This is a genomic window from Ruegeria sp. ABD4_443 (assembly GCF_056160865.1).
The window spans coordinates 123,753-140,975 of record NZ_JBSWYA010000006.1 but is presented as its reverse complement, the minus strand read 5'-3'; the positions used below and the strand labels follow the sequence as shown (position 1 = coordinate 140,975).

Below are 17,223 nucleotides of genomic sequence, written 5' to 3'. Positions count from 1 at the left end.
CACCCCTGTTTCCGTCAGGGTATTCCTTGGACAGCGCGGGCGTGAAATCAACCGTTTTTCATGTCCAGTCCAGAACAACCTTGCCCGATTGCCCCGATTTCATGGCGGCGAACCCCTTGGCGAATTCATCGACGGTGAACCGATGCGTGATCACCCGGCTGACGTCCAGACCGTTTTGCAGCATGGCGATCATCTTGTACCAGGTCTCGAACATCTCGCGGCCATAGACGCCCTTGATGGTGATGGCCTTAAAGACAATGCGGCTCCAGTCGACGGGCGACTTGCCGGGGGGGATGCCCAGCAGGGCGATCTTGCCGCCCATGACCAATGCCTCGACCATCTGGTCCAGCGCGGCTTGCGAGCCCGACATCTCAAGACCGACGTCAAAGCCTTCCTTCATCCCGAGATCTGCAATCACGGCCTTCAGGTCTTGGCGGCTGACATCGACGGCCCGTGCGGTTGGCACCACATGTTCGGCCAGTTTCAGGCGGTCGGGATTGATATCGGTAATCACCACATGGCGGGCCCCGGCGTGGCGGGCAACGCCTGCTGCCATGATGCCAATCGGCCCCGCGCCCGTGATCAGGACGTCTTCGCCCAGCAGGTCGAAGCTGAGCGCGGTGTGTACCGCATTGCCCAACGGGTCTAGGATCGCGCCGATCTCGTCCGGGATGTCGTTCGGCAAGGGTACGACGTTGAAGGCGGGCAGTTTCAGGTATTCAGCAAACGCGCCCTGTTCGTTCACGCCGATCCCGCGGGTGCCTGGGTCAAGGTGGAACTTGCCCGCGCGGCTCTGGCGGCTGTCAGTGCCGATCAGGTGACCCTCGCCCGAGCATCGCTGCCCGATTTCAAGCCCGGTCACGTTGCGCCCCAGCTCGACGATTTCACCCGCGAATTCATGCCCGGTGATCATCGGAACCGGGACCGTATGTGCGGCCCAGTCATCCCAGTTCCAGATATGGATATCCGTACCGCAGATACCGGTTTTGTTGACGCGGATCAGCACATCATCGGGGCCGATCTCGGGCACCGGGGCCTGTACCGCCCACAGCCCTTGTTCGGGCCTGGACTTTTCCAGCGCCTTCATCGTGTTTGCACGCATCAGATCACCCCCAGATCCTTACCGACCTTGCCGAAGGCGGCCAGCGCCCGGTCCAGCTCGTCCTTGGTCAGGGCCGCATTCATCTGTGTCCTGATCCGGGCCTGCCCGCGCGGGACGACCGGAAAGAAGAAGCCCGAGACATAGACGCCTTCGTCAAACAGGCGTGACGCCATGTCCTGCGCCAGCGTCGCCTCACCCAGCATCACCGGGATGATCGGGTGTTCGCCCGGCAGCAGGTCAAAGCCCAGCTTTTCAAGCCCGTCCCGCCAGTATTTGGCGTTGCCGAACAATTGCTTGCGCAGCATGTCACCTTGTTCGACAAGGCGGATCGCCTCGAGACCGGCCGCGACGATCGAGGGCGGCAGCGAGTTCGAGAACAGATAGGGCCGCGCCCGCTGCCGCAGCAGGTCGATCACTGGCTGCGGCCCGGCGATATAACCGCCGATTGCCCCGCCAAGTGCCTTGCCCAAGGTTCCCGTCAAAATGTCCACATCGACGCCAAAGTGATCCGGCGTACCGGCACCGTTTGGCCCCATGAAACCGGTGGCGTGGCAGTCGTCGACCATGACAATCGCATCGTACTTGTCGGCCAGTTCACGGATTTTCGGCAGGTTGGCCAGGTAACCATCCATTGAAAACACGCCATCGGTCGCGATCATGATATGCCGCGCGCCGTCCTCGCGCGCCTGTTTCAGCCAGGCTTCGAGGTCGTTCATGTCATTGTTCATGTAACGGTACCGCTTGGCCTTGCACAGCCGCACACCGTCGATGATCGAGGCGTGGTTCAGGCTGTCCGAGATAATCGCGTCTTGAGGCCCCAACAAAGGTTCAAACAGCCCGCCATTGGCATCGAAACAGGCGGCGAACAGGATTGCGTCATCCTTGTTCAGGAACTGGGCCAGTTTCTGTTCAAGCTCGCGGTGGATGTCCTGCGTGCCGCAGATGAACCGGACCGAGGCCATGCCAAACCCCTTGGGCTCCATCGCGCCTTTGGCGGCATCGATCAGGGCCGGATGATCGGCCAGACCCAGGTAATTGTTGGCGCACAGGTTGATCACCTGTTTGTCGCCCACCGTAATCTCACCGCCCTGCGGCGAGGTGATCATTCGCTCGCGTTTATACAGACCTTCGGCTTCGATCTGGGCGAGTGTGTCCGTGATATGGGACAGGAATGCATCTGCCATGGCGGCCTCCGTTTGACTGAGTCGCACGTCTAACATAGCGGATGAAATTCCCAAATAGGGGAATTGCAGTATGAAGGAAAAAAATCCGTAAAGGCGGAATTTTGCCGGTTCAGGCGTTTTTCACGATCAGGAAAACGCGGGCAGGAAGGTCGGCGGATATGGAATGCGCAATGTCGGCGGCATAGCGCGCGGTATCGCCTTGGGTAAGTTCGGAAACCGCCGTGCCCGAGGTGACGCGGACCGTGCCATCCAGCACTGTCAGCTGTTCGCGCGCGCCCCGTGCATGCGGTTGGCTGTTCAGGGCCCCGCCTGCATCAAACCGAATGTCATAGACCTCGTGCCCGCCGGCCTCTTCGGGCGGTGAAAGGATGCGAATACTGCATTTGTCGCCCATATTGTCGATGCTGGGGACCTGGGCCTTGCGCAATATTTCGATCTGGTCCGAGGATTTGCCGTCTTCCAGCAGCCCTGCGAAATCGACCTGCAGGGCACGGGTCAGATTCCAGAGGGTCGATATGGTGGGGCTGCTTTCGCCGCGTTCGATCTGGCTGACCATCGAACGGGACACGCCGCTGAGATTGGCCACCGCTTCCAGTGACAGCCCCTTGGCGCGGCGCGCCTCTTTCAGGCGGGCGGGCAGGCGGGTCAGAATATCGTCAGGGTTGTCCGTCATGACGGAATCCATGCGCCTTGTGCAGGCAGATGTCAATTCGGACCGTGACGGTACGTCTTGCGGGACAGGCTCTTGCCGCAGGTGCATAATGCCCGCGAATCCCGGAGGAGAAACTCATGACCGATATCGTTATTCTCGACGGTGCCCGCACCGCAATAGGCACTTTTGGCGGCGCGCTGGCCTCGACTGCGCCGATTGACCTGGCAACCGTGGCAACAGAGGCCGCGATGGAGCGATCCGGGGTCGAAGGGGCGCAGATCGGGCATGTCGTGTTCGGGCACGTCATCAATACCGAGCCCCGCGACATGTACCTGTCGCGGGTTGCTGCGATGCAGGCGGGGATACCGAACGGGACGCCCGCCATGAACGTGAACAGGCTGTGCGGTTCGGGGGCGCAGGCGATTGTGTCGGCGGTTCAGTCCTTGATGCTGGGGGATGCCGAGTTTGCCTTGGCCGGTGGGGCCGAGAGTATGTCGCGCAGCCCCTATATCGTCCCGCAGGCGCGCTGGGGCGCCAAGATGGGCGATGTCACCTCGATGGACATGATGCTGGGCGCGCTGAACTGCCCGTTTGGCACCGGCCATATGGGAGTGACGGCCGAGAATGTGGCCGACGAACACCAGATCAGCCGGGCGCAGATGGACGATTTTGCGATGACCAGCCAGACCCGCGCCGCGGCGGCGATCGAGGCCGGGTTTTTCGAAAGCCAGATCGCGCCGGTGCAGGTCAAGGTCAGGCGCGACATGGTTGACTTCAAGGTGGACGAGCATCCCAAGGCGACCACAGCCGAGGCATTGGCGGGATTGCGGCCGGTCTTCAAGAAGGATGGCCGTGTCACAGCAGGCAATGCGTCCGGCATCAATGACGGTGCCGCGGCAATGGTTCTGGCAACCGCCGACGCCGCCGAGAAGGCCGGGTTGAAGCCCAAGGCGCGCGTGATCGGCTATGCGCATGCCGGGGTGCGACCCGAGGTGATGGGCATCGGCCCGGTTCCCGCAGTGCAGAACCTGTTCCGCAAGACAGGCCTGTCGGCGGATGATTTCGATGTGATCGAAAGCAACGAAGCCTTTGCCGCGCAGGCCCTGGCGGTCAATCAGGAGCTTGGTCTGGACCCGGCGAAGGTGAACCCCAATGGCGGTGCAATTGCGCTGGGCCATCCGGTGGGGGCAACCGGTGCGATCATCACCTTGAAGGCGCTTTATGAATTGGAGCGTGTCGGTGGGTCGAAAGGTTTGATTACGATGTGCATTGGTGGCGGTCAGGGGATCGCCATCGCCATAGAGCGGCTCTGAGCCCCGGGCATGCGGGGGGCTGTCTGCCCCCCATCGCGCCACTGGCGCGATTCCCCCCGAGGATATTTCGGGCCAGATGAAGCAGGCGGAAAACGTCAGCCGAACGTCATGAACACCAGCATGATCACCGCGCCCGAGGCAGCGCCGATCAGTGCGGGGGCCAGCCAGTCGGCGAAACGGGTCTTTTGCGGCTCTTCCTTGTGGGTTTGTGCGATCAGCGCGTTTTCGACCAGCGCGGGCAGGCGCGGTCCGAAACGTGCAAGGACCAGAGCGGTTCTGCCGAAGTCGCGCAGGGCGGCGCGGGGGCCGATTGATTGCTTGATGTAGTCTTCGACGACCGGGCGGGCGACTTCCCAGATGTTGATATGCTGATCCAGCGAGCGGGCCACGCCTTCGACCACCACCATCGTGCGTTGCAGAAGGATCAGTTCGGTTCTTGTTTCCATGCCGAACCGTTCGGTGACTTCGAACAGGTAGTTCAGCAGGCGGCCCATCGAGATATGCGTGGCATCCATGCCGAAAATCGGCTCGCCCACGGCGCGCAGGGCGCGGGCAAATTCGTCGACATCCTGGCCGGCGGGAACATAGCCGGCTTCGAAATGCACCTCGGCCACGCGTTTATAGTCGCGGCGGATGAAGCCGAACAGGATTTCGGCATAGACCCGGCGGGTGTATTCGTCGATATGGCCCATGATGCCGTAGTCATAGGCGATAATGTCCCCGTTTGCGGCGACCTTCAGGTTGCCCTGGTGCATATCGGCATGGAAATAGCCATCGCGCAGGGCGTGCAGCAGGAACAGGCGCAGCACGCGTTCGGCCAGGTCGCTGCGGGCGTGGCCCGCGGCGTCCAGCGCGTCATTGTCGCCCAGCGGAATGCCATCAGCCCAGCTGAGCGTCATGACCCGGCGCGCGGACAGGGACCAGACCACCGGCGGCAGCCAGAACCCGGTGTCGTCCTTGGTGTTGGCGGCGTATTCCGAGGCCGCGGCGCTTTCCAGGCGCAAATCCAGCTCGCCGCGCACAACACCGTCAAAATGTTCGATCACCTCCATGGGGCGCAGGCGGCGCGCGCCGGGGGCGAACAGGTCAACGATCCGCGCGGCGAAATAGAATGCGTCCACGTCCTTGCGAAAGGCACGTTCGATTCCGGGGCGCAGGACTTTGACGGCGACATCCTCGCCGGTGCTGGCCAGCTTGGCCTTGTGGACCTGGGCGATCGAGGCAGCGGCGATGGGTTCGCTGAAATCGCTGAACATGTCGGAAAGGGGTTGGCCTAGTTCTTTCTCGACCTCTGCCATGGCTTCGGCCTTGGGGAATGGCGGCAGCTTGTCCTGCAGGACGCGCAATTGCTCGGCCAGTTCATCGCCGACGACGTCGGGGCGTGTCGAAAGGACCTGACCGAACTTGATATAGGCCGGGCCAAGTGCGTTCAGGGCGCGGGTTGCGGGCGGCATCTCGGGGTCACCCTTGTAGCCGAGCCATTGGAACGGCTTGCCCAGAACATGCGCGAGGATGCGAATTGCCTTTGGTGCCTCGAACGCATCAAGCACCACGTTCATGGCGCCGGTGCGTTCCAAGGTGGCGCCCGTGCGTATCAGCCGAATGATGTTGTGTGGGCCGCGCATCAGATCTTCCAGCCGGAATGCAGCGCGGCGATGCCCAGGCTGAGGTTGCGATATTTGGCGTTTTCGAAACCTGCGGCGCGCACCATGGTCAGAAAGGTTTCCTGATCGGGGAATTTGCGGATCGATTCCACCAGGTACTGATAGCTATCATAGTCGCCCGCGATGGCTTTGCCCATGCGGGGAATGACGTTGAAGCTGTAGAGATCGTATAGCTTTTGCAGACCGTCATTGGGCAATTGGCTGAATTCCAGCACCATCAGGCGGCCGCCGGGCTTTAGCACGCGGTAGGCTTCGTTCAGCGCCTCTTGTGGGCGGGTCACGTTTCGGATGCCGAATGAGATCGTGTAGACGTCAAACGTGTTGTCTTCGAAGGGCAGGGACATCGCGTCGCCCACCACCCAGTTCAGGCTGTCGGCCATCTGATCGGCCTCGGCGCGTTGGCGGCCCTCGACCAGCATGGGTTCGGTCAGGTCCAGAACGGTGGCATGCCCGTGGCCCGCGCGTTTCAGAAAGCGGAACGAGATATCGCCCGTGCCGCCCGCGACATCCAGCAGGCGCTGGCCGGGACGGGGCGCAAGCCAGTCCATCATGGCGTCTTTCCACACGCGGTGGATGCCCATCGACATGACATCGTTCATGACGTCATACTTGGAAGCAACCGAGTTGAACACGCCCTGTACGCGCCCGGCCTTTTCGGTTTCGCGGACGGTTTCAAACCCGAAATGAGTGGTCTTGTCGCTGTTGTCGGACATAAGCCTTGCCGTTTGTCGAATTTCGCCTCTGTTATAGGGCGTTGATACCGGGGCACAATGCGGCCCTTTGGAATAGGAGGCGTCTAATGCCCGAATTGCCCGAGGTCGAGACAGTAAGACGCGGCCTGACACCCGCGATGGAGGGCGCCATCATCGAACGGGCGGACGTGAACAGGCCGGATCTTCGCTGGCCGTTTCCCGACCGCATGGCCGAACGGCTGACGGGGCAGCGGATCGAGCGGTTGCGGCGGCGGTCAAAATACATCCTGGCGGATCTTGGCAGCGGCGAGACCCTTTTGATTCATCTGGGCATGTCCGGGCGCATGACGGTTTCCGGTGACCCGCTGGGGCAGTTCGTGCATGATCATCCGCCGATGCAAAAGCATGATCATGTGGTATTTCACATGGCCAACGGCGCGCGCGTCACTTTCAACGATCCCCGGCGGTTCGGTGCGATGGACCTGTTGCCCACGGCCACCGCCGAAGACCACAAGCTGCTGGCGATTCTGGGGCCCGAACCCTTGGGCAACGACTTTCACGAACAGCACCTGATTGCGGCGTTCCGGGGCAGGAACACTCCGGTCAAGTCGGCGTTGCTGGATCAGGGAATCGTTGCCGGGCTGGGTAACATTTACGTTTGCGAGGCTCTTTACCGGGCCGGTGTGTCGCCACGTCGCAAGGCGGGCCGGATTTCCGCAAGCCGCGTTGCCCTGCTGGTGCCGATTATCCGTCAGGTGTTGCAGGAAGCCATCGAAGCAGGTGGGTCATCCCTGCGCGATTTCCGGCAAGCCGATGGAGAACTTGGATATTTTCAGCACAGCTTTGATGTCTACGGCCGCGAAGGAAAGCCATGCCGAAGCGATGGATGCGGGGCAATGATCCAGAGAATCACCCAATCCGGTCGCTCATCCTTCTATTGCGCGCAATGCCAAAGATAGCTTGATCGAAGTTTTTCGCGTGATAAGGAATCGTACCTGAACGGAACAACCGAAAGCTCGTACCTCATGGCTTTTGAGACGATCATCGTCGAAATCGAAGACCACGTCGCCCTTATCAAGCTTAACCGACCGGACGCGATGAATGCGCTGAACACCCAATTGCTGGGTGAGTTGTGCGCAGCGCTGGAAGAAGCCGACAGCAATGACAAGGTGCGCTGCATCGTCATTACCGGCTCGGACAAGGCCTTTGCCGCCGGTGCGGACATCAAGGAGATGTCCGAAATGAGCTTTGTTGATGTTTCGAACATCAACTTGTTTGCCGATGCCAACGACCGGATCACCGCGATCCGCAAGCCGATCATCGCCGCGGTTGCGGGTTACGCATTGGGCGGTGGGTGCGAGCTGGCCATGCTGTGCGACTTTATCATCGCGGCAGACACGGCCAAGTTCGGTCAGCCTGAGATCAACCTGGGCGTCATTGCCGGGTTGGGCGGAAGCCAGCGGCTGACGCGCTTTGTCGGCAAGTCCAAGTCGATGGACATGAACCTGACGGGCCGGTTCATGGACGCCGAAGAGGCCGAGCGCGCGGGGCTGGTGAGCCGTGTGGTCCCTGCCAAGAAACTGTTGGAAGAAGCGACCGGCGCTGCGCAGAAGATTGCAGAGAAATCCCAGTTGACCGCGATTGCCGCCAAAGAGGCGGTGAACCGCAGCTACGAGGTTGCGCTGAGCGAGGGCATGCTGTTTGAGCGCCGCGTCTTTCATTCCATGTTCGCGACCGAAGACCAAAAGGAAGGCATGGCAGCGTTTCTTGAAAAACGCGCCGCGCAGTTCCGCGACAGGTAAACGCCCAATTTTGGGCTTCGGAAATGGCGGGCCTGGCCCGCCTTTTTCTTGTGCGGTCTTCAACAAGACAGAATCGGGTTGGCAAAGCCGGTAAACTTAGGTAGAGACCGCCGTCATACATGCGCGTGCGGCCCGCCTGGCCCGACTCACACTCGTGATTTCTGATCCGGTGCGGATAACTCCGTGGCGCGCAACCCAAGATAACCGTACCGAACAAAGGTCAGAAACACATGGCTAACTCGCCCCAGGCTAAAAAACGCGCGCGTCAGAACGAAAAGCGTTTCGCAATCAACAAAGCACGTCGTTCGCGCATCCGCACCTATCTGCGCAAAGTCGAAGAAGCGATTGCTTCCGGCGACAAAGAGGCGGCAACCGCTGCCCTGCGCGCAGCTCAGCCCGAGCTGATGCGCGGCGTCACCAAAGGTGTCTTCCACAAGAATACCGCAGCACGCAAAATGTCCCGCCTGTCGTCGCGGGTCAAAGCGCTGGGCTGACATTTGCCTTGACCTCAGGTCAGGTAAACAAGGCTGAACTATTTAAAAAGGCGTCGCGCATTGCGGCGCCTTTTTGCTGTTGCCGGAAAACCGCGTCTACACAAATCTGAGAGATTCTTTCGGCCAAACAGCCGAGTCAATATCAGAGTTTCGTTGCCGCGCACCTGTCGCTCTTGTTACCACTGATTCAGCGATTCACTCGCTTGGGGGGACAGGCTGTTCCAACGATCTGACTGACGGGCATCAGGATGATCAAGGAACGAATGTCGGCAACCGGCCAGAGCCGGTTTGACGATCTGCTACGGGTTCCCGGGTTTACCGGTGACCTCGGCCCTGTCGAACAATTTGAAGGTGACGCGCATACAGGCGCCGGACTCGTTCTTATTTGGAACGTGGCCTGATCTGGATTGCGCTACCAAATACGGATTGATCGCCGAACCTTCTGGTCCGGCGCCGCAATACCTTTGCGTGAGTGAACGCCATAAAACGGGCCGGTCATCCGGCCACAGTGATAAGGCCGACAGGCCAATAAAGAATGGGATGCGTGAGGCGCTTGATGACACAAGAAAAATGGGGACTACTGCGTAACAAGTTGCTGAAGACCGTCGGCCGGAACAATTACACCACCTGGATCGAGCCGCTGGAGTTTCAGGAACTGCAAGACGGTGTGGCGGTTTTTTCCGTACCGACGAATTTCATGGGAAACTACGTCAGCCAGAATTTCGCTGATCTTATCCTGTATGAACTGAATACGTCGGGTGAAACCGTTCAGAGGCTGGCGTTTCGTGTCGCGGCCAATTCTCCGACCCGTCCGGTGCCGGTCGCGGCAACAGGCGCGGCATCGCCTGCGCCCGCCACGCAACAAGCCGACATTCCGCATCGCGCCGAACCGGGCAATGACGCGCTGGATTCGCTGCAGGCCGCACCCTTGGATACGCGCTTTACCTTTGACAGCTTTGTGGTCGGCAAGCCCAATGAACTGGCCCATGCCGCCGCGCGCCGCGTGGCCGAAGGCGGCCCGGTCACGTTCAATCCGCTGGTTCTGTATGGTGGCGTTGGCCTGGGTAAGACCCACCTGATGCACGCCATCGCATGGGAGCTGAAAACCAAGCATCCCGAGTTGAATGTTCTGTACCTGTCGGCTGAACAGTTCATGTACCGCTTTGTTCAGGCGCTGCGCGAACGTCGGATGATGGATTTCAAACACCTGTTCCGCTCGGTCGACGTTCTGATGGTCGATGATGTGCAGTTCATCGCGGGCAAGGATTCCACGCAGGAAGAGTTCTTTCACACCTTCAACGCGCTGGTTGATCAGAACAAGCAGATCATCATCTCGGCCGACCGTGCGCCGGGTGAGATCAAGGATCTTGAGGATCGGGTGAAATCGCGCCTGCAATGCGGTCTGGTCGTCGACCTGCACCCCACCGATTACGAATTGCGCCTGGGCATTTTGCAGAACAAGGTACAGCAATACAGCAGCACCTATCCCGACCTGAGCATTGCCGATGGCGTGCTGGAGTTCCTGGCCCATCGCATCTCGACCAATGTGCGCGTTCTCGAAGGTGCGTTGACGCGGCTGTTTGCCTTTGCCTCGCTGGTCGGGCGGGAAATCGATATGGAACTGACGCAGGATTGCCTGGCCGATGTTCTGCGCGCATCCGAGCGCAAGATCACGGTCGAAGAGATCCAGCGCAAAGTGTCCGAGTATTACAACATCCGCCTCAGCGACATCATTGGCCCCAAACGGCTGCGGTCCTATGCGCGCCCGCGTCAGGTGGCGATGTATCTGTGCAAGCAACTGACCAGCCGGTCTTTGCCCGAGATTGGCCGCCGGTTCGGCGGGCGGGATCACACCACGGTCATGCACGGTGTCAAGCGGATCGAAGAATTGAAAGTGACCGACGGGCAGATTGCCGAAGACGTCGAAATGCTGCGCCGGTCACTGGAAGCCTGAGTTACATCCCCAATCCACTCAGCAACGCCCTGGTTCACCAAAACCGGGGCGTTTTCATGTGCGCAATTGCCCACGGTCAGCCGCGATCTGTGCCCGCAGCAGCACGAGGCCCTTGACGCTTGGGCCATTCCGACCCAGAAAACCATAAAAAATCCTTGTGCCTCAGGGCTGAACCGCTAACGTGCCAGTCCCGCCCATGAAAGCACTCAAGTCAGAGGAATTGAGGGTATGAAGATCAGCATCGAACGCGGCACCCTTCTCAAGGCCGTCTCGCAGGCCCAATCCGTTGTGGAACGTCGCAACACGATCCCGATCCTTGCCAATGTGCTGATCGAGGCCGAAGGCGACCAAGCCCTGTTCCGAGCCACCGATCTGGATATCGAAGTGGTCGACAAGGCGACCGCCCAGGTGGAAAAGGCGGGTGCCACCACCGTGGCTGCCACGACGCTGCACGAGATCGTGCGCAAACTGCCAGACGGGGCGCTGGTGACGTTGACAGCCGACAGCGCGGCGGGCCGGTTGACCGTCGAGGCGGGCCGGTCGAACTTTTCCCTGGCGACGTTGCCGAAAGAGGATTTCCCGGTCATGGCCTCGTCCGAGTACCAGTCGAATTTCACCGCTTCGGCGGCGATGTTGCGGCGGCTGTTCGACAAGTCGAAATTTGCCATTTCGACCGAGGAAACCCGGTATTACCTGAACGGTGTCTACATGCATGTGGCGGATGGGCCCGAGGGCGGCAAGGTTCTGCGCTGTGTTGCCACCGACGGTCACCGACTTGCGCGCATTGATGCGGATGTGCCCGAGGGCGCGGCGGACATGCCGGGCGTGATTGTTCCGCGCAAGACCGTGGGCGAGTTGCGCAAGCTTTTGGACGATGATGAAATGGATATCGCGGTTTCGGTCAGCGAAACCAAGGTGCGGTTTGCGACGCCGGATATTACGCTGACGTCGAAGGTCATCGACGGGACCTTCCCGGACTATACGCGGGTAATCCCGCAGGGAAATACCCGCAAACTGGAAGTGGACGCGGCTGAATTCGCGCAGGCGGTGGATCGTGTGGCAACCGTTTCCTCGGAACGTTCGCGTGCGGTGAAGCTGCAACTGGATGGGGACAAGCTGGTGCTTTCGGTGAACGCGCCGGACAGCGGTGCGGCCGAGGAAGAGCTGGCCGTGGCGTACGGCGATGAACGGCTTGAGATCGGGTTCAATGCAAAATACCTGCTTGAGATCGCCAGCCAGGTGGATCGCGAGAACGCCGTTTTCATGTTCAATTCCGCCGGTGACCCGACCCTGATGCGCGAAGGAAATGATCAGAGCGCCGTCTATGTCGTTATGCCGATGCGCGTCTGATCGCGCAGGCGCGATGCCTCCGGCGGGAGTATTTTTGAAAAGATGAAGGGAGGGGTCATGGGATTGGCCCTGACCGAGCTTACGGTCTCGCATTTCAGGTCGCACAAGCTGGCGCGGTTGTCGCTGGATGGGCGACCGGTGGCCATTCATGGGCCGAATGGCGCGGGCAAGACCAATATTCTGGAAGCGGTATCATTGTTTTCGCCCGGTCGCGGGTTGCGGCGGGCGAGCGCGGCCGAAATGACGCGCAGGCCAGAGGCGCTGGGCTGGAAGCTGAGCGGGGTGCTGCGGGTCCTGGGCCGTGGGTTTGAGGTTGAGACATGGTCGGAAGGCGGGTCTGCGCGGCAGGTTCGTATTGACGAGAAGGCATCGAGCCAGATTGATCTGGGCAACCTGGCGCGGGTGGTCTGGCTTGTCCCGTCAATGGATCGGCTGTGGATCGAGGGGGCCGAAGGGCGAAGGCGGTTTCTGGATCGGATTGCGCTGAGCTTTGACCCATCCCATGCCGAGGCTTCGCTGACGTATGAAAAAGCGATGCGCGAACGCAACCGGCTGTTGAAGGAGCAGGTGCGGGATGCCCATTGGTATGCGGCGCTTGAGGGGCAGATGGCCGAGACAGGGTACCGCATTCATGCCGCGCGTATTGCAGCATTGGATCATTTGCGTGCGGCGCAGGACCGGGCCGAAACCGCATTTCCCTCGGCCGAATTGTCGTTGGTTCAAACCGAAGGGGCCATGCCCGAGACCGTTGCTGATTTGTCCGAGGCACTGGCAGAGAGCCGGTTTCGGGACTTGGCGGCGGGGCGCACATTGGTTGGGCCGCATCGGTCAGACCTGTATGGGGTGTTTGCGGCCAAGGGCGTTCCGGCCAAGGATTGTTCCACAGGTGAACAAAAGGCCCTGTTGGTTTCGTTGATCCTGTCCAACGCACGGGCGCTGTCCGGGATCGTCGGTGCGCCGCCGATCGTGTTGTTGGACGAGGTGGCCGCGCATCTGGATGCCGGGCGTCGCGCGGCGCTTTATGATGAGATCTGTGCGCTGGGCGCTCAGGCCTGGATGACGGGCACCGGGCCTGAACTGTTTGCGGAATTGGGCGACCGGGCCCAAACGCTGATCGTGACCGAAGGCGAAGAGGGCTCGGTCGTGTCGGCTTAGATCGCTTTGTCTCAGTTGAATCGCAAAACGCTTTAGGCCGGTTCGTTGACTTTGCGTTCCCACAGGAAGCCGCGCATGGCCTCATCGACCGGGGTTTTGGCCATGTGGTTGACGTAGTTCGACATTGTCTTCTGCGCCAGACCCAGCACGACGTCCAGAACCGCACGGTGCGAGTAACCGGCGTCAAAGAACGCTTGCAGTTGTTCCTGGGCCGGATTGCCGTGTGTTTCCATCACTTGCAGGGTGAAGCTGCGCAGCGCCTCGAGCTTGGGCGAGGGCAGCGGGGTTTCGTTGCGCAGGGCCTCGGTGATCTCGTCCGAAACCTTCATCATCTTGGCGATGCCGGTATGGGCGGGGACACAGTAGTGGCATTCGTTTTCAACGTTGATGGTCTGCCAGACGACGGTTTTCTCGTCATTGTCGAAATCGGTCTGCAGGAAGAGGCCGTGCAGGACCTGATAGCCTTCCAGGTGCTGCGGGCTTTCGGACATTACCTTGTGCAGGCCAGGCAGGCGGCCAAAGGCGGCCTGCGATTTTTCCAGCAGCGGTTTGGACGCTTCCGGAGCGGATTCGAGGTCGTGGGACGGGAAGTTGGCCATTTCTAATCTCCTGATTTTGGCGCGTTTGGTCGTATTTAGGGTTTCTTGAGCGATCACTCAAGTATATATTTGAGCGAACGTTCAAGAAACGGTGAGATGATGCCCCGCAAACCCTCATATGACCGCGATGCGTTGATCGATCAGGCGCGTGACATTTTCTGGCGTCACGGTTGGGCCGGTACGTCGCTGAAGGACCTTGAGCGCGAGTTGAAGCTGAAACCCGGCAGTTTCTACGCGGCGTTTGGGTCGAAAGATGCGCTTTATGCCATGGCGCTGGAGCGGTATGCGCGGGATGGGGTGACCAACCTGGAGGAGATGGCGCAGCTGTTGGGGCCGCTTGGTGCGCTCAAGGCCCAGTTGCGCCGCGTGATCGACGCATCGGGCGCGCCGACCAAAGCCTGCATGCTGGCCAAGACATATGCGGAATTGCAGGCCAAGGATCACGAACTGGCGGGCCAGGCGCGCAGCCATATGGTCACGATGAAAGCCTGTTTTGCGGACCTGTTCCGCCGCGCGCAGGCGGCCGGAGAGATATCGCCGGATCATGACCCGGACCGTCTTGCGGCGCGGTATCAGTCCGATCTTTTGGGTCTGCGTCTTTCGGCAGAGCGTGACGACGTGAACGCGTTGGAAATCGCCGAGGATATCGCCGCAGATATTGATCGGCTTTGAAACGCAAATAAAGCGGATCAAAACCACAAAATATGGGGGGAGCGCGTGACAACCCCCACCAGAAAACGTATAAGTTACCAAAATAATATAGGTACTCACGGCATGTCCGAAGACGCACAGGCACCCCAGGAATATGGCGCCGATTCCATCAAAGTTCTCAAAGGCTTGGAGGCGGTTCGCAAGCGCCCCGGCATGTATATCGGTGACACGGACGATGGCTCGGGTCTGCACCACATGGTGTACGAGGTTGTCGACAACGGAATTGACGAGGCTTTGGCGGGTCACGCCGACCATGTGACGGTGAAAATTCACGCCGATTCCAGCGTTTCCGTCAGCGATAATGGCCGTGGCATCCCGGTGGATATTCACCCCGAAGAGGGGGTTTCAGCGGCCGAGGTCATCATGACCCAGCTGCACGCGGGCGGTAAGTTCGACAGCAATTCATACAAGGTGTCTGGCGGTCTGCACGGCGTGGGCGTTTCGGTGGTGAACGCCCTGTCCGATTGGCTGGAGCTGCGCGTTTGGCGCAACGGCAAGGAACATGTCGCCCGGTTTGAGAGCGGTGAGACAGCCGAACACCTTAAGGTGGTCCAGGAATGCGGTGATCGCACGGGAACCGAGGTCCGTTTTCTGGCCTCGACCGATACGTTTTCGAACCTCGAATACTCGTTTGATACTTTGGAAAAGCGGCTGCGCGAACTGGCCTTCCTGAACTCGGGCGTGCGGATCATCCTGATCGATGAACGCCCCGCCGAACGGCTTGAGACCGAGCTGTTTTATGACGGCGGCGTCAAGGAATTTGTCAAATACCTTGACCGTTCGAAAACGCCTGCGATGCCGGAACCGATCTATATCAAGGGCGAACGTGACGATATCGGCGTCGAAATCGCCATGTGGTGGAATGACAGCTATCACGAAACGGTGCTGCCCTTTACCAACAACATCCCGCAGCGGGATGGCGGCACCCATGTGGCGGGTTTCCGGGGCGCGTTGACGCGGACCATCAACAACTATGCGCAATCCAGCGGGATCGCGAAAAAGGAAAAGGTCAGCTTTACCGGTGACGATGCACGCGAAGGTCTGACCTGTGTGTTGTCGGTCAAAGTGCCAGACCCGAAATTCTCATCCCAGACCAAGGACAAGCTGGTGTCGTCCGAAGTGCGCCCCGCAGTCGAGGGTCTGATGAATGAAAAGCTGGCCGAGTGGTTCGAAGAGAACCCGAACGAGGCCAAAGGGATCGTCGGCAAGATCATCGAGGCCGCGCTGGCCCGCGAAGCCGCCCGCAAGGCCCGCGAACTGACGCGCCGCAAGACGGCGATGGATGTGAATTATCTGGCCGGCAAGCTGAAGGATTGTTCCGAGAAAGACCCGTCCAAAACCGAAGTCTTTCTGGTCGAGGGGGACTCGGCCGGCGGGTCCGCCCAAACAGGCCGGGATCGTCTGACCCAGGCCGTTCTGCCCCTGCGCGGGAAAATCCTGAACGTGGAACGTGCGCGTTTTGACCGGATGCTGTCGAGCCAGGAAATCGGCAACCTTGTCATGGCGCTGGGCACTGGCATTGGCCGGGATGAGTTCGATATCTCGAAACTGCGCTACCACAAGATCGTCATCATGACCGATGCGGATGTCGATGGCGCGCATATCCGGACGCTGCTGCTGACCTTCTTCTATCGGCAGATGCCGGAATTGATCGAAGGCGGGTATCTCTATATCGCGCAGCCACCGCTTTATAAGGTGTCGCGTGGCAAGTCTGAGGTGTATCTGAAAGACCAGGCCGCGCTGGACGATTACCTGATCAACCAGGGTGTCGAGGGTGCTGTTCTGAAGCTTGGCTCGGGCGAAGAGATCGTGGGCCAGGATCTGACCCGCGTTGTCGACGAGGCGCGGCAATTGAAGCGCGTTCTGGACGCTTTCCCAACCCATTACCCGCGCCACATTCTGGAACAAGCTGCCGTTGCCGGCGCCTTTGTGCCCGGCGCGGTTGATGCCGACCTGCAAGGCGTGGCCGACAAGGTTGCCGCCCGTCTTGACCTGATCGCGTTGGAATACGAGCGCGGCTGGCAGGGCCGGATCACCCAGGATCACGGTATCCGCCTGGCTCGCATCCTGCGCGGCGTTGAAGAGGTCCGCACACTGGATGGCCCGATGCTGCGCTCGGGCGAGGCCCGCAAGACAGGCAGCTTTACGCAGAGCCTGCAAGAGGTCTATAGCACCTCAGCCACACTGATCCGCCGCGATCGCAGCCAGGTCATCCACGGCCCTCTGGATTTGCTGCGAGCCATTCTGGACGAAGGTGAAAAGGGCCTGTCCCTGCAGCGATACAAGGGGCTGGGCGAGATGAACCCCGATCAGCTTTGGGAAACCACGCTTGACCCGGACGCACGCACTTTGCTGCAGGTTCAGGTGGACGACATGGTCGAGGCCGATGACCTGTTCACCAAGCTGATGGGTGACGTCGTCGAACCGCGCCGCGAGTTCATCCAGAAAAACGCCCTGAGCGTCGAGAATCTGGATTTCTGAGTAATATTAATATTTTGTGTTCGCCGGGGGTCGTTTCCCGTCATCAATGCCAAAGCACAGGGCGTCCCTT

Annotated in this window: 15 protein-coding genes; 9 read left to right on the top strand and 6 right to left on the bottom strand. The window is 60.2% G+C overall.

Annotation, left to right across the window (positions count from 1 at the left end):
- Positions 1 to 58: 58 nt before the first annotated feature.
- The 3 genes from tdh to ACXAG8_RS13215 all read right to left on the bottom strand — a co-directional run bounded on the left by tdh (position 59) and on the right by ACXAG8_RS13215 (position 2,959).
- Positions 59 to 1,087 carry an L-threonine 3-dehydrogenase gene (gene tdh, locus ACXAG8_RS13225; RefSeq protein WP_475226698.1) on the bottom strand — a complete coding sequence of 343 codons (1,029 nt, stop codon included), beginning with the start codon at positions 1,085 to 1,087 and terminating at the stop codon, positions 59 to 61.
- Between the two features lie 14 nt (positions 1,088 to 1,101).
- Entirely contained in the window at positions 1,102 to 2,286 is a 1,185-nt protein-coding gene (locus tag ACXAG8_RS13220) for a glycine C-acetyltransferase (protein ID WP_475226063.1), read from the bottom strand.
- A 109-nt stretch (positions 2,287 to 2,395) separates the two neighbouring features.
- Positions 2,396 to 2,959: a helix-turn-helix domain-containing protein gene (locus ACXAG8_RS13215; RefSeq protein WP_475226057.1), complete on the bottom strand. Its 564-nt coding sequence runs from the start codon at positions 2,957 to 2,959 to the stop codon at positions 2,396 to 2,398.
- A gap of 116 nt (positions 2,960 to 3,075) precedes the next feature.
- Between ACXAG8_RS13215 and ACXAG8_RS13210 the strand changes: the two genes are divergently transcribed.
- Entirely contained in the window at positions 3,076 to 4,251 is a 1,176-nt protein-coding gene (locus ACXAG8_RS13210) for an acetyl-CoA C-acyltransferase family protein (protein WP_475226054.1), read from the top strand.
- Between the two features lie 95 nt (positions 4,252 to 4,346).
- On the opposite strand, the gene ubiB is transcribed toward ACXAG8_RS13210, so the two are convergent.
- Both ubiB and ubiE read right to left on the bottom strand, forming a co-directional pair.
- Positions 4,347 to 5,876 (bottom strand): 2-polyprenylphenol 6-hydroxylase, encoded by a 1,530-nt coding sequence (gene ubiB / locus ACXAG8_RS13205; RefSeq protein WP_475226049.1) that lies wholly within the window; start codon positions 5,874 to 5,876, stop codon positions 4,347 to 4,349.
- Positions 5,876 to 6,628: a bifunctional demethylmenaquinone methyltransferase/2-methoxy-6-polyprenyl-1,4-benzoquinol methylase UbiE gene (gene ubiE / locus ACXAG8_RS13200; RefSeq protein WP_475226044.1), complete on the bottom strand. Its 753-nt coding sequence runs from the start codon at positions 6,626 to 6,628 to the stop codon at positions 5,876 to 5,878. The genes ubiB and ubiE overlap by 1 nt, the downstream gene beginning before the upstream one ends.
- An 86-nt stretch (positions 6,629 to 6,714) precedes the next feature.
- Here ubiE and mutM point away from each other — a divergent pair, with 86 nt between their 5' ends.
- The 6 genes from mutM (at position 6,715) to recF (ending at position 13,362) form a co-directional block, all read left to right on the top strand.
- On the top strand, positions 6,715 to 7,566 hold the full coding sequence (gene mutM, locus ACXAG8_RS13195) for a bifunctional DNA-formamidopyrimidine glycosylase/DNA-(apurinic or apyrimidinic site) lyase (protein WP_475226041.1): 852 nt from the start codon (positions 6,715 to 6,717) through the stop codon (positions 7,564 to 7,566).
- 66 nt (positions 7,567 to 7,632) lie between these two features.
- Positions 7,633 to 8,409 (top strand): enoyl-CoA hydratase, encoded by a 777-nt coding sequence (locus ACXAG8_RS13190; RefSeq protein WP_475226038.1) that lies wholly within the window; start codon positions 7,633 to 7,635, stop codon positions 8,407 to 8,409.
- A 230-nt stretch (positions 8,410 to 8,639) separates the two neighbouring features.
- Positions 8,640 to 8,903, top strand: a complete 264-nt coding sequence (gene rpsT, locus ACXAG8_RS13185) for a 30S ribosomal protein S20 (protein ID WP_475226030.1) — start codon at positions 8,640 to 8,642, stop codon at positions 8,901 to 8,903.
- Positions 8,904 to 9,459: 556 nt separating this feature from the next.
- Positions 9,460 to 10,857, top strand: coding sequence for a chromosomal replication initiator protein DnaA (dnaA, locus tag ACXAG8_RS13180; protein ID WP_475226026.1), 1,398 nt, complete (start codon positions 9,460 to 9,462; stop codon positions 10,855 to 10,857).
- Between the two features lie 228 nt (positions 10,858 to 11,085).
- Positions 11,086 to 12,207, top strand: a complete 1,122-nt coding sequence (dnaN, locus tag ACXAG8_RS13175; protein ID WP_475226021.1) for a DNA polymerase III subunit beta — start codon at positions 11,086 to 11,088, stop codon at positions 12,205 to 12,207.
- A gap of 57 nt (positions 12,208 to 12,264) precedes the next feature.
- Entirely contained in the window at positions 12,265 to 13,362 is a 1,098-nt protein-coding gene (recF, locus tag ACXAG8_RS13170; protein ID WP_475226690.1) for a DNA replication/repair protein RecF, read from the top strand.
- Positions 13,363 to 13,394: 32 nt separating this feature from the next.
- Here the strand turns inward: recF and ACXAG8_RS13165 are convergent, their stop codons facing one another.
- Positions 13,395 to 13,961: a carboxymuconolactone decarboxylase family protein gene (locus tag ACXAG8_RS13165; RefSeq protein WP_475226017.1), complete on the bottom strand. Its 567-nt coding sequence runs from the start codon at positions 13,959 to 13,961 to the stop codon at positions 13,395 to 13,397.
- 99 nt (positions 13,962 to 14,060) lie between these two features.
- Here ACXAG8_RS13165 and ACXAG8_RS13160 point away from each other — a divergent pair, with 99 nt between their 5' ends.
- Both ACXAG8_RS13160 and gyrB read left to right on the top strand, forming a co-directional pair.
- A complete protein-coding gene (locus tag ACXAG8_RS13160; protein WP_475226683.1) occupies positions 14,061 to 14,633 on the top strand; it encodes a TetR/AcrR family transcriptional regulator in 573 nt (190 codons plus the stop codon).
- Positions 14,634 to 14,735: 102 nt separating this feature from the next.
- A complete protein-coding gene (gene gyrB, locus ACXAG8_RS13155) occupies positions 14,736 to 17,153 on the top strand; it encodes a DNA topoisomerase (ATP-hydrolyzing) subunit B (RefSeq protein WP_475226014.1) in 2,418 nt (805 codons plus the stop codon).
- Positions 17,154 to 17,223 lie beyond the last annotated feature (70 nt).

Excerpts from the sequence above, each read along its gene's own strand:
- ACXAG8_RS13160 (WP_475226683.1), top strand. The coding sequence starts at position 14,061 with ATGCCCCGCAAACCCTCATATGACCGCGATGCGTTGATCGATCAGGCG.
- mutM (WP_475226041.1), top strand. The coding sequence starts at position 6,715 with ATGCCCGAATTGCCCGAGGTCGAGACAGTAAGACGCGGCCTGACACCC.
- ubiE (WP_475226044.1), bottom strand. The coding sequence starts at position 6,628 with ATGTCCGACAACAGCGACAAGACCACTCATTTCGGGTTTGAAACCGTC.
- ACXAG8_RS13215 (WP_475226057.1), bottom strand. The coding sequence starts at position 2,959 with ATGACGGACAACCCTGACGATATTCTGACCCGCCTGCCCGCCCGCCTG.
- ACXAG8_RS13220 (WP_475226063.1), bottom strand. The coding sequence starts at position 2,286 with ATGGCAGATGCATTCCTGTCCCATATCACGGACACACTCGCCCAGATC.
- recF (WP_475226690.1), top strand. The coding sequence starts at position 12,265 with ATGGGATTGGCCCTGACCGAGCTTACGGTCTCGCATTTCAGGTCGCAC.
- ACXAG8_RS13210 (WP_475226054.1), top strand. The coding sequence starts at position 3,076 with ATGACCGATATCGTTATTCTCGACGGTGCCCGCACCGCAATAGGCACT.
- tdh (WP_475226698.1), bottom strand. The coding sequence starts at position 1,087 with ATGAAGGCGCTGGAAAAGTCCAGGCCCGAACAAGGGCTGTGGGCGGTA.
- ACXAG8_RS13165 (WP_475226017.1), bottom strand. The coding sequence starts at position 13,961 with ATGGCCAACTTCCCGTCCCACGACCTCGAATCCGCTCCGGAAGCGTCC.
- gyrB (WP_475226014.1), top strand. The coding sequence starts at position 14,736 with ATGTCCGAAGACGCACAGGCACCCCAGGAATATGGCGCCGATTCCATC.
- rpsT (WP_475226030.1), top strand. The coding sequence starts at position 8,640 with ATGGCTAACTCGCCCCAGGCTAAAAAACGCGCGCGTCAGAACGAAAAG.
- dnaN (WP_475226021.1), top strand. The coding sequence starts at position 11,086 with ATGAAGATCAGCATCGAACGCGGCACCCTTCTCAAGGCCGTCTCGCAG.
- ACXAG8_RS13190 (WP_475226038.1), top strand. The coding sequence starts at position 7,633 with ATGGCTTTTGAGACGATCATCGTCGAAATCGAAGACCACGTCGCCCTT.
- dnaA (WP_475226026.1), top strand. The coding sequence starts at position 9,460 with ATGACACAAGAAAAATGGGGACTACTGCGTAACAAGTTGCTGAAGACC.
- ubiB (WP_475226049.1), bottom strand. The coding sequence starts at position 5,876 with ATGCGCGGCCCACACAACATCATTCGGCTGATACGCACGGGCGCCACC.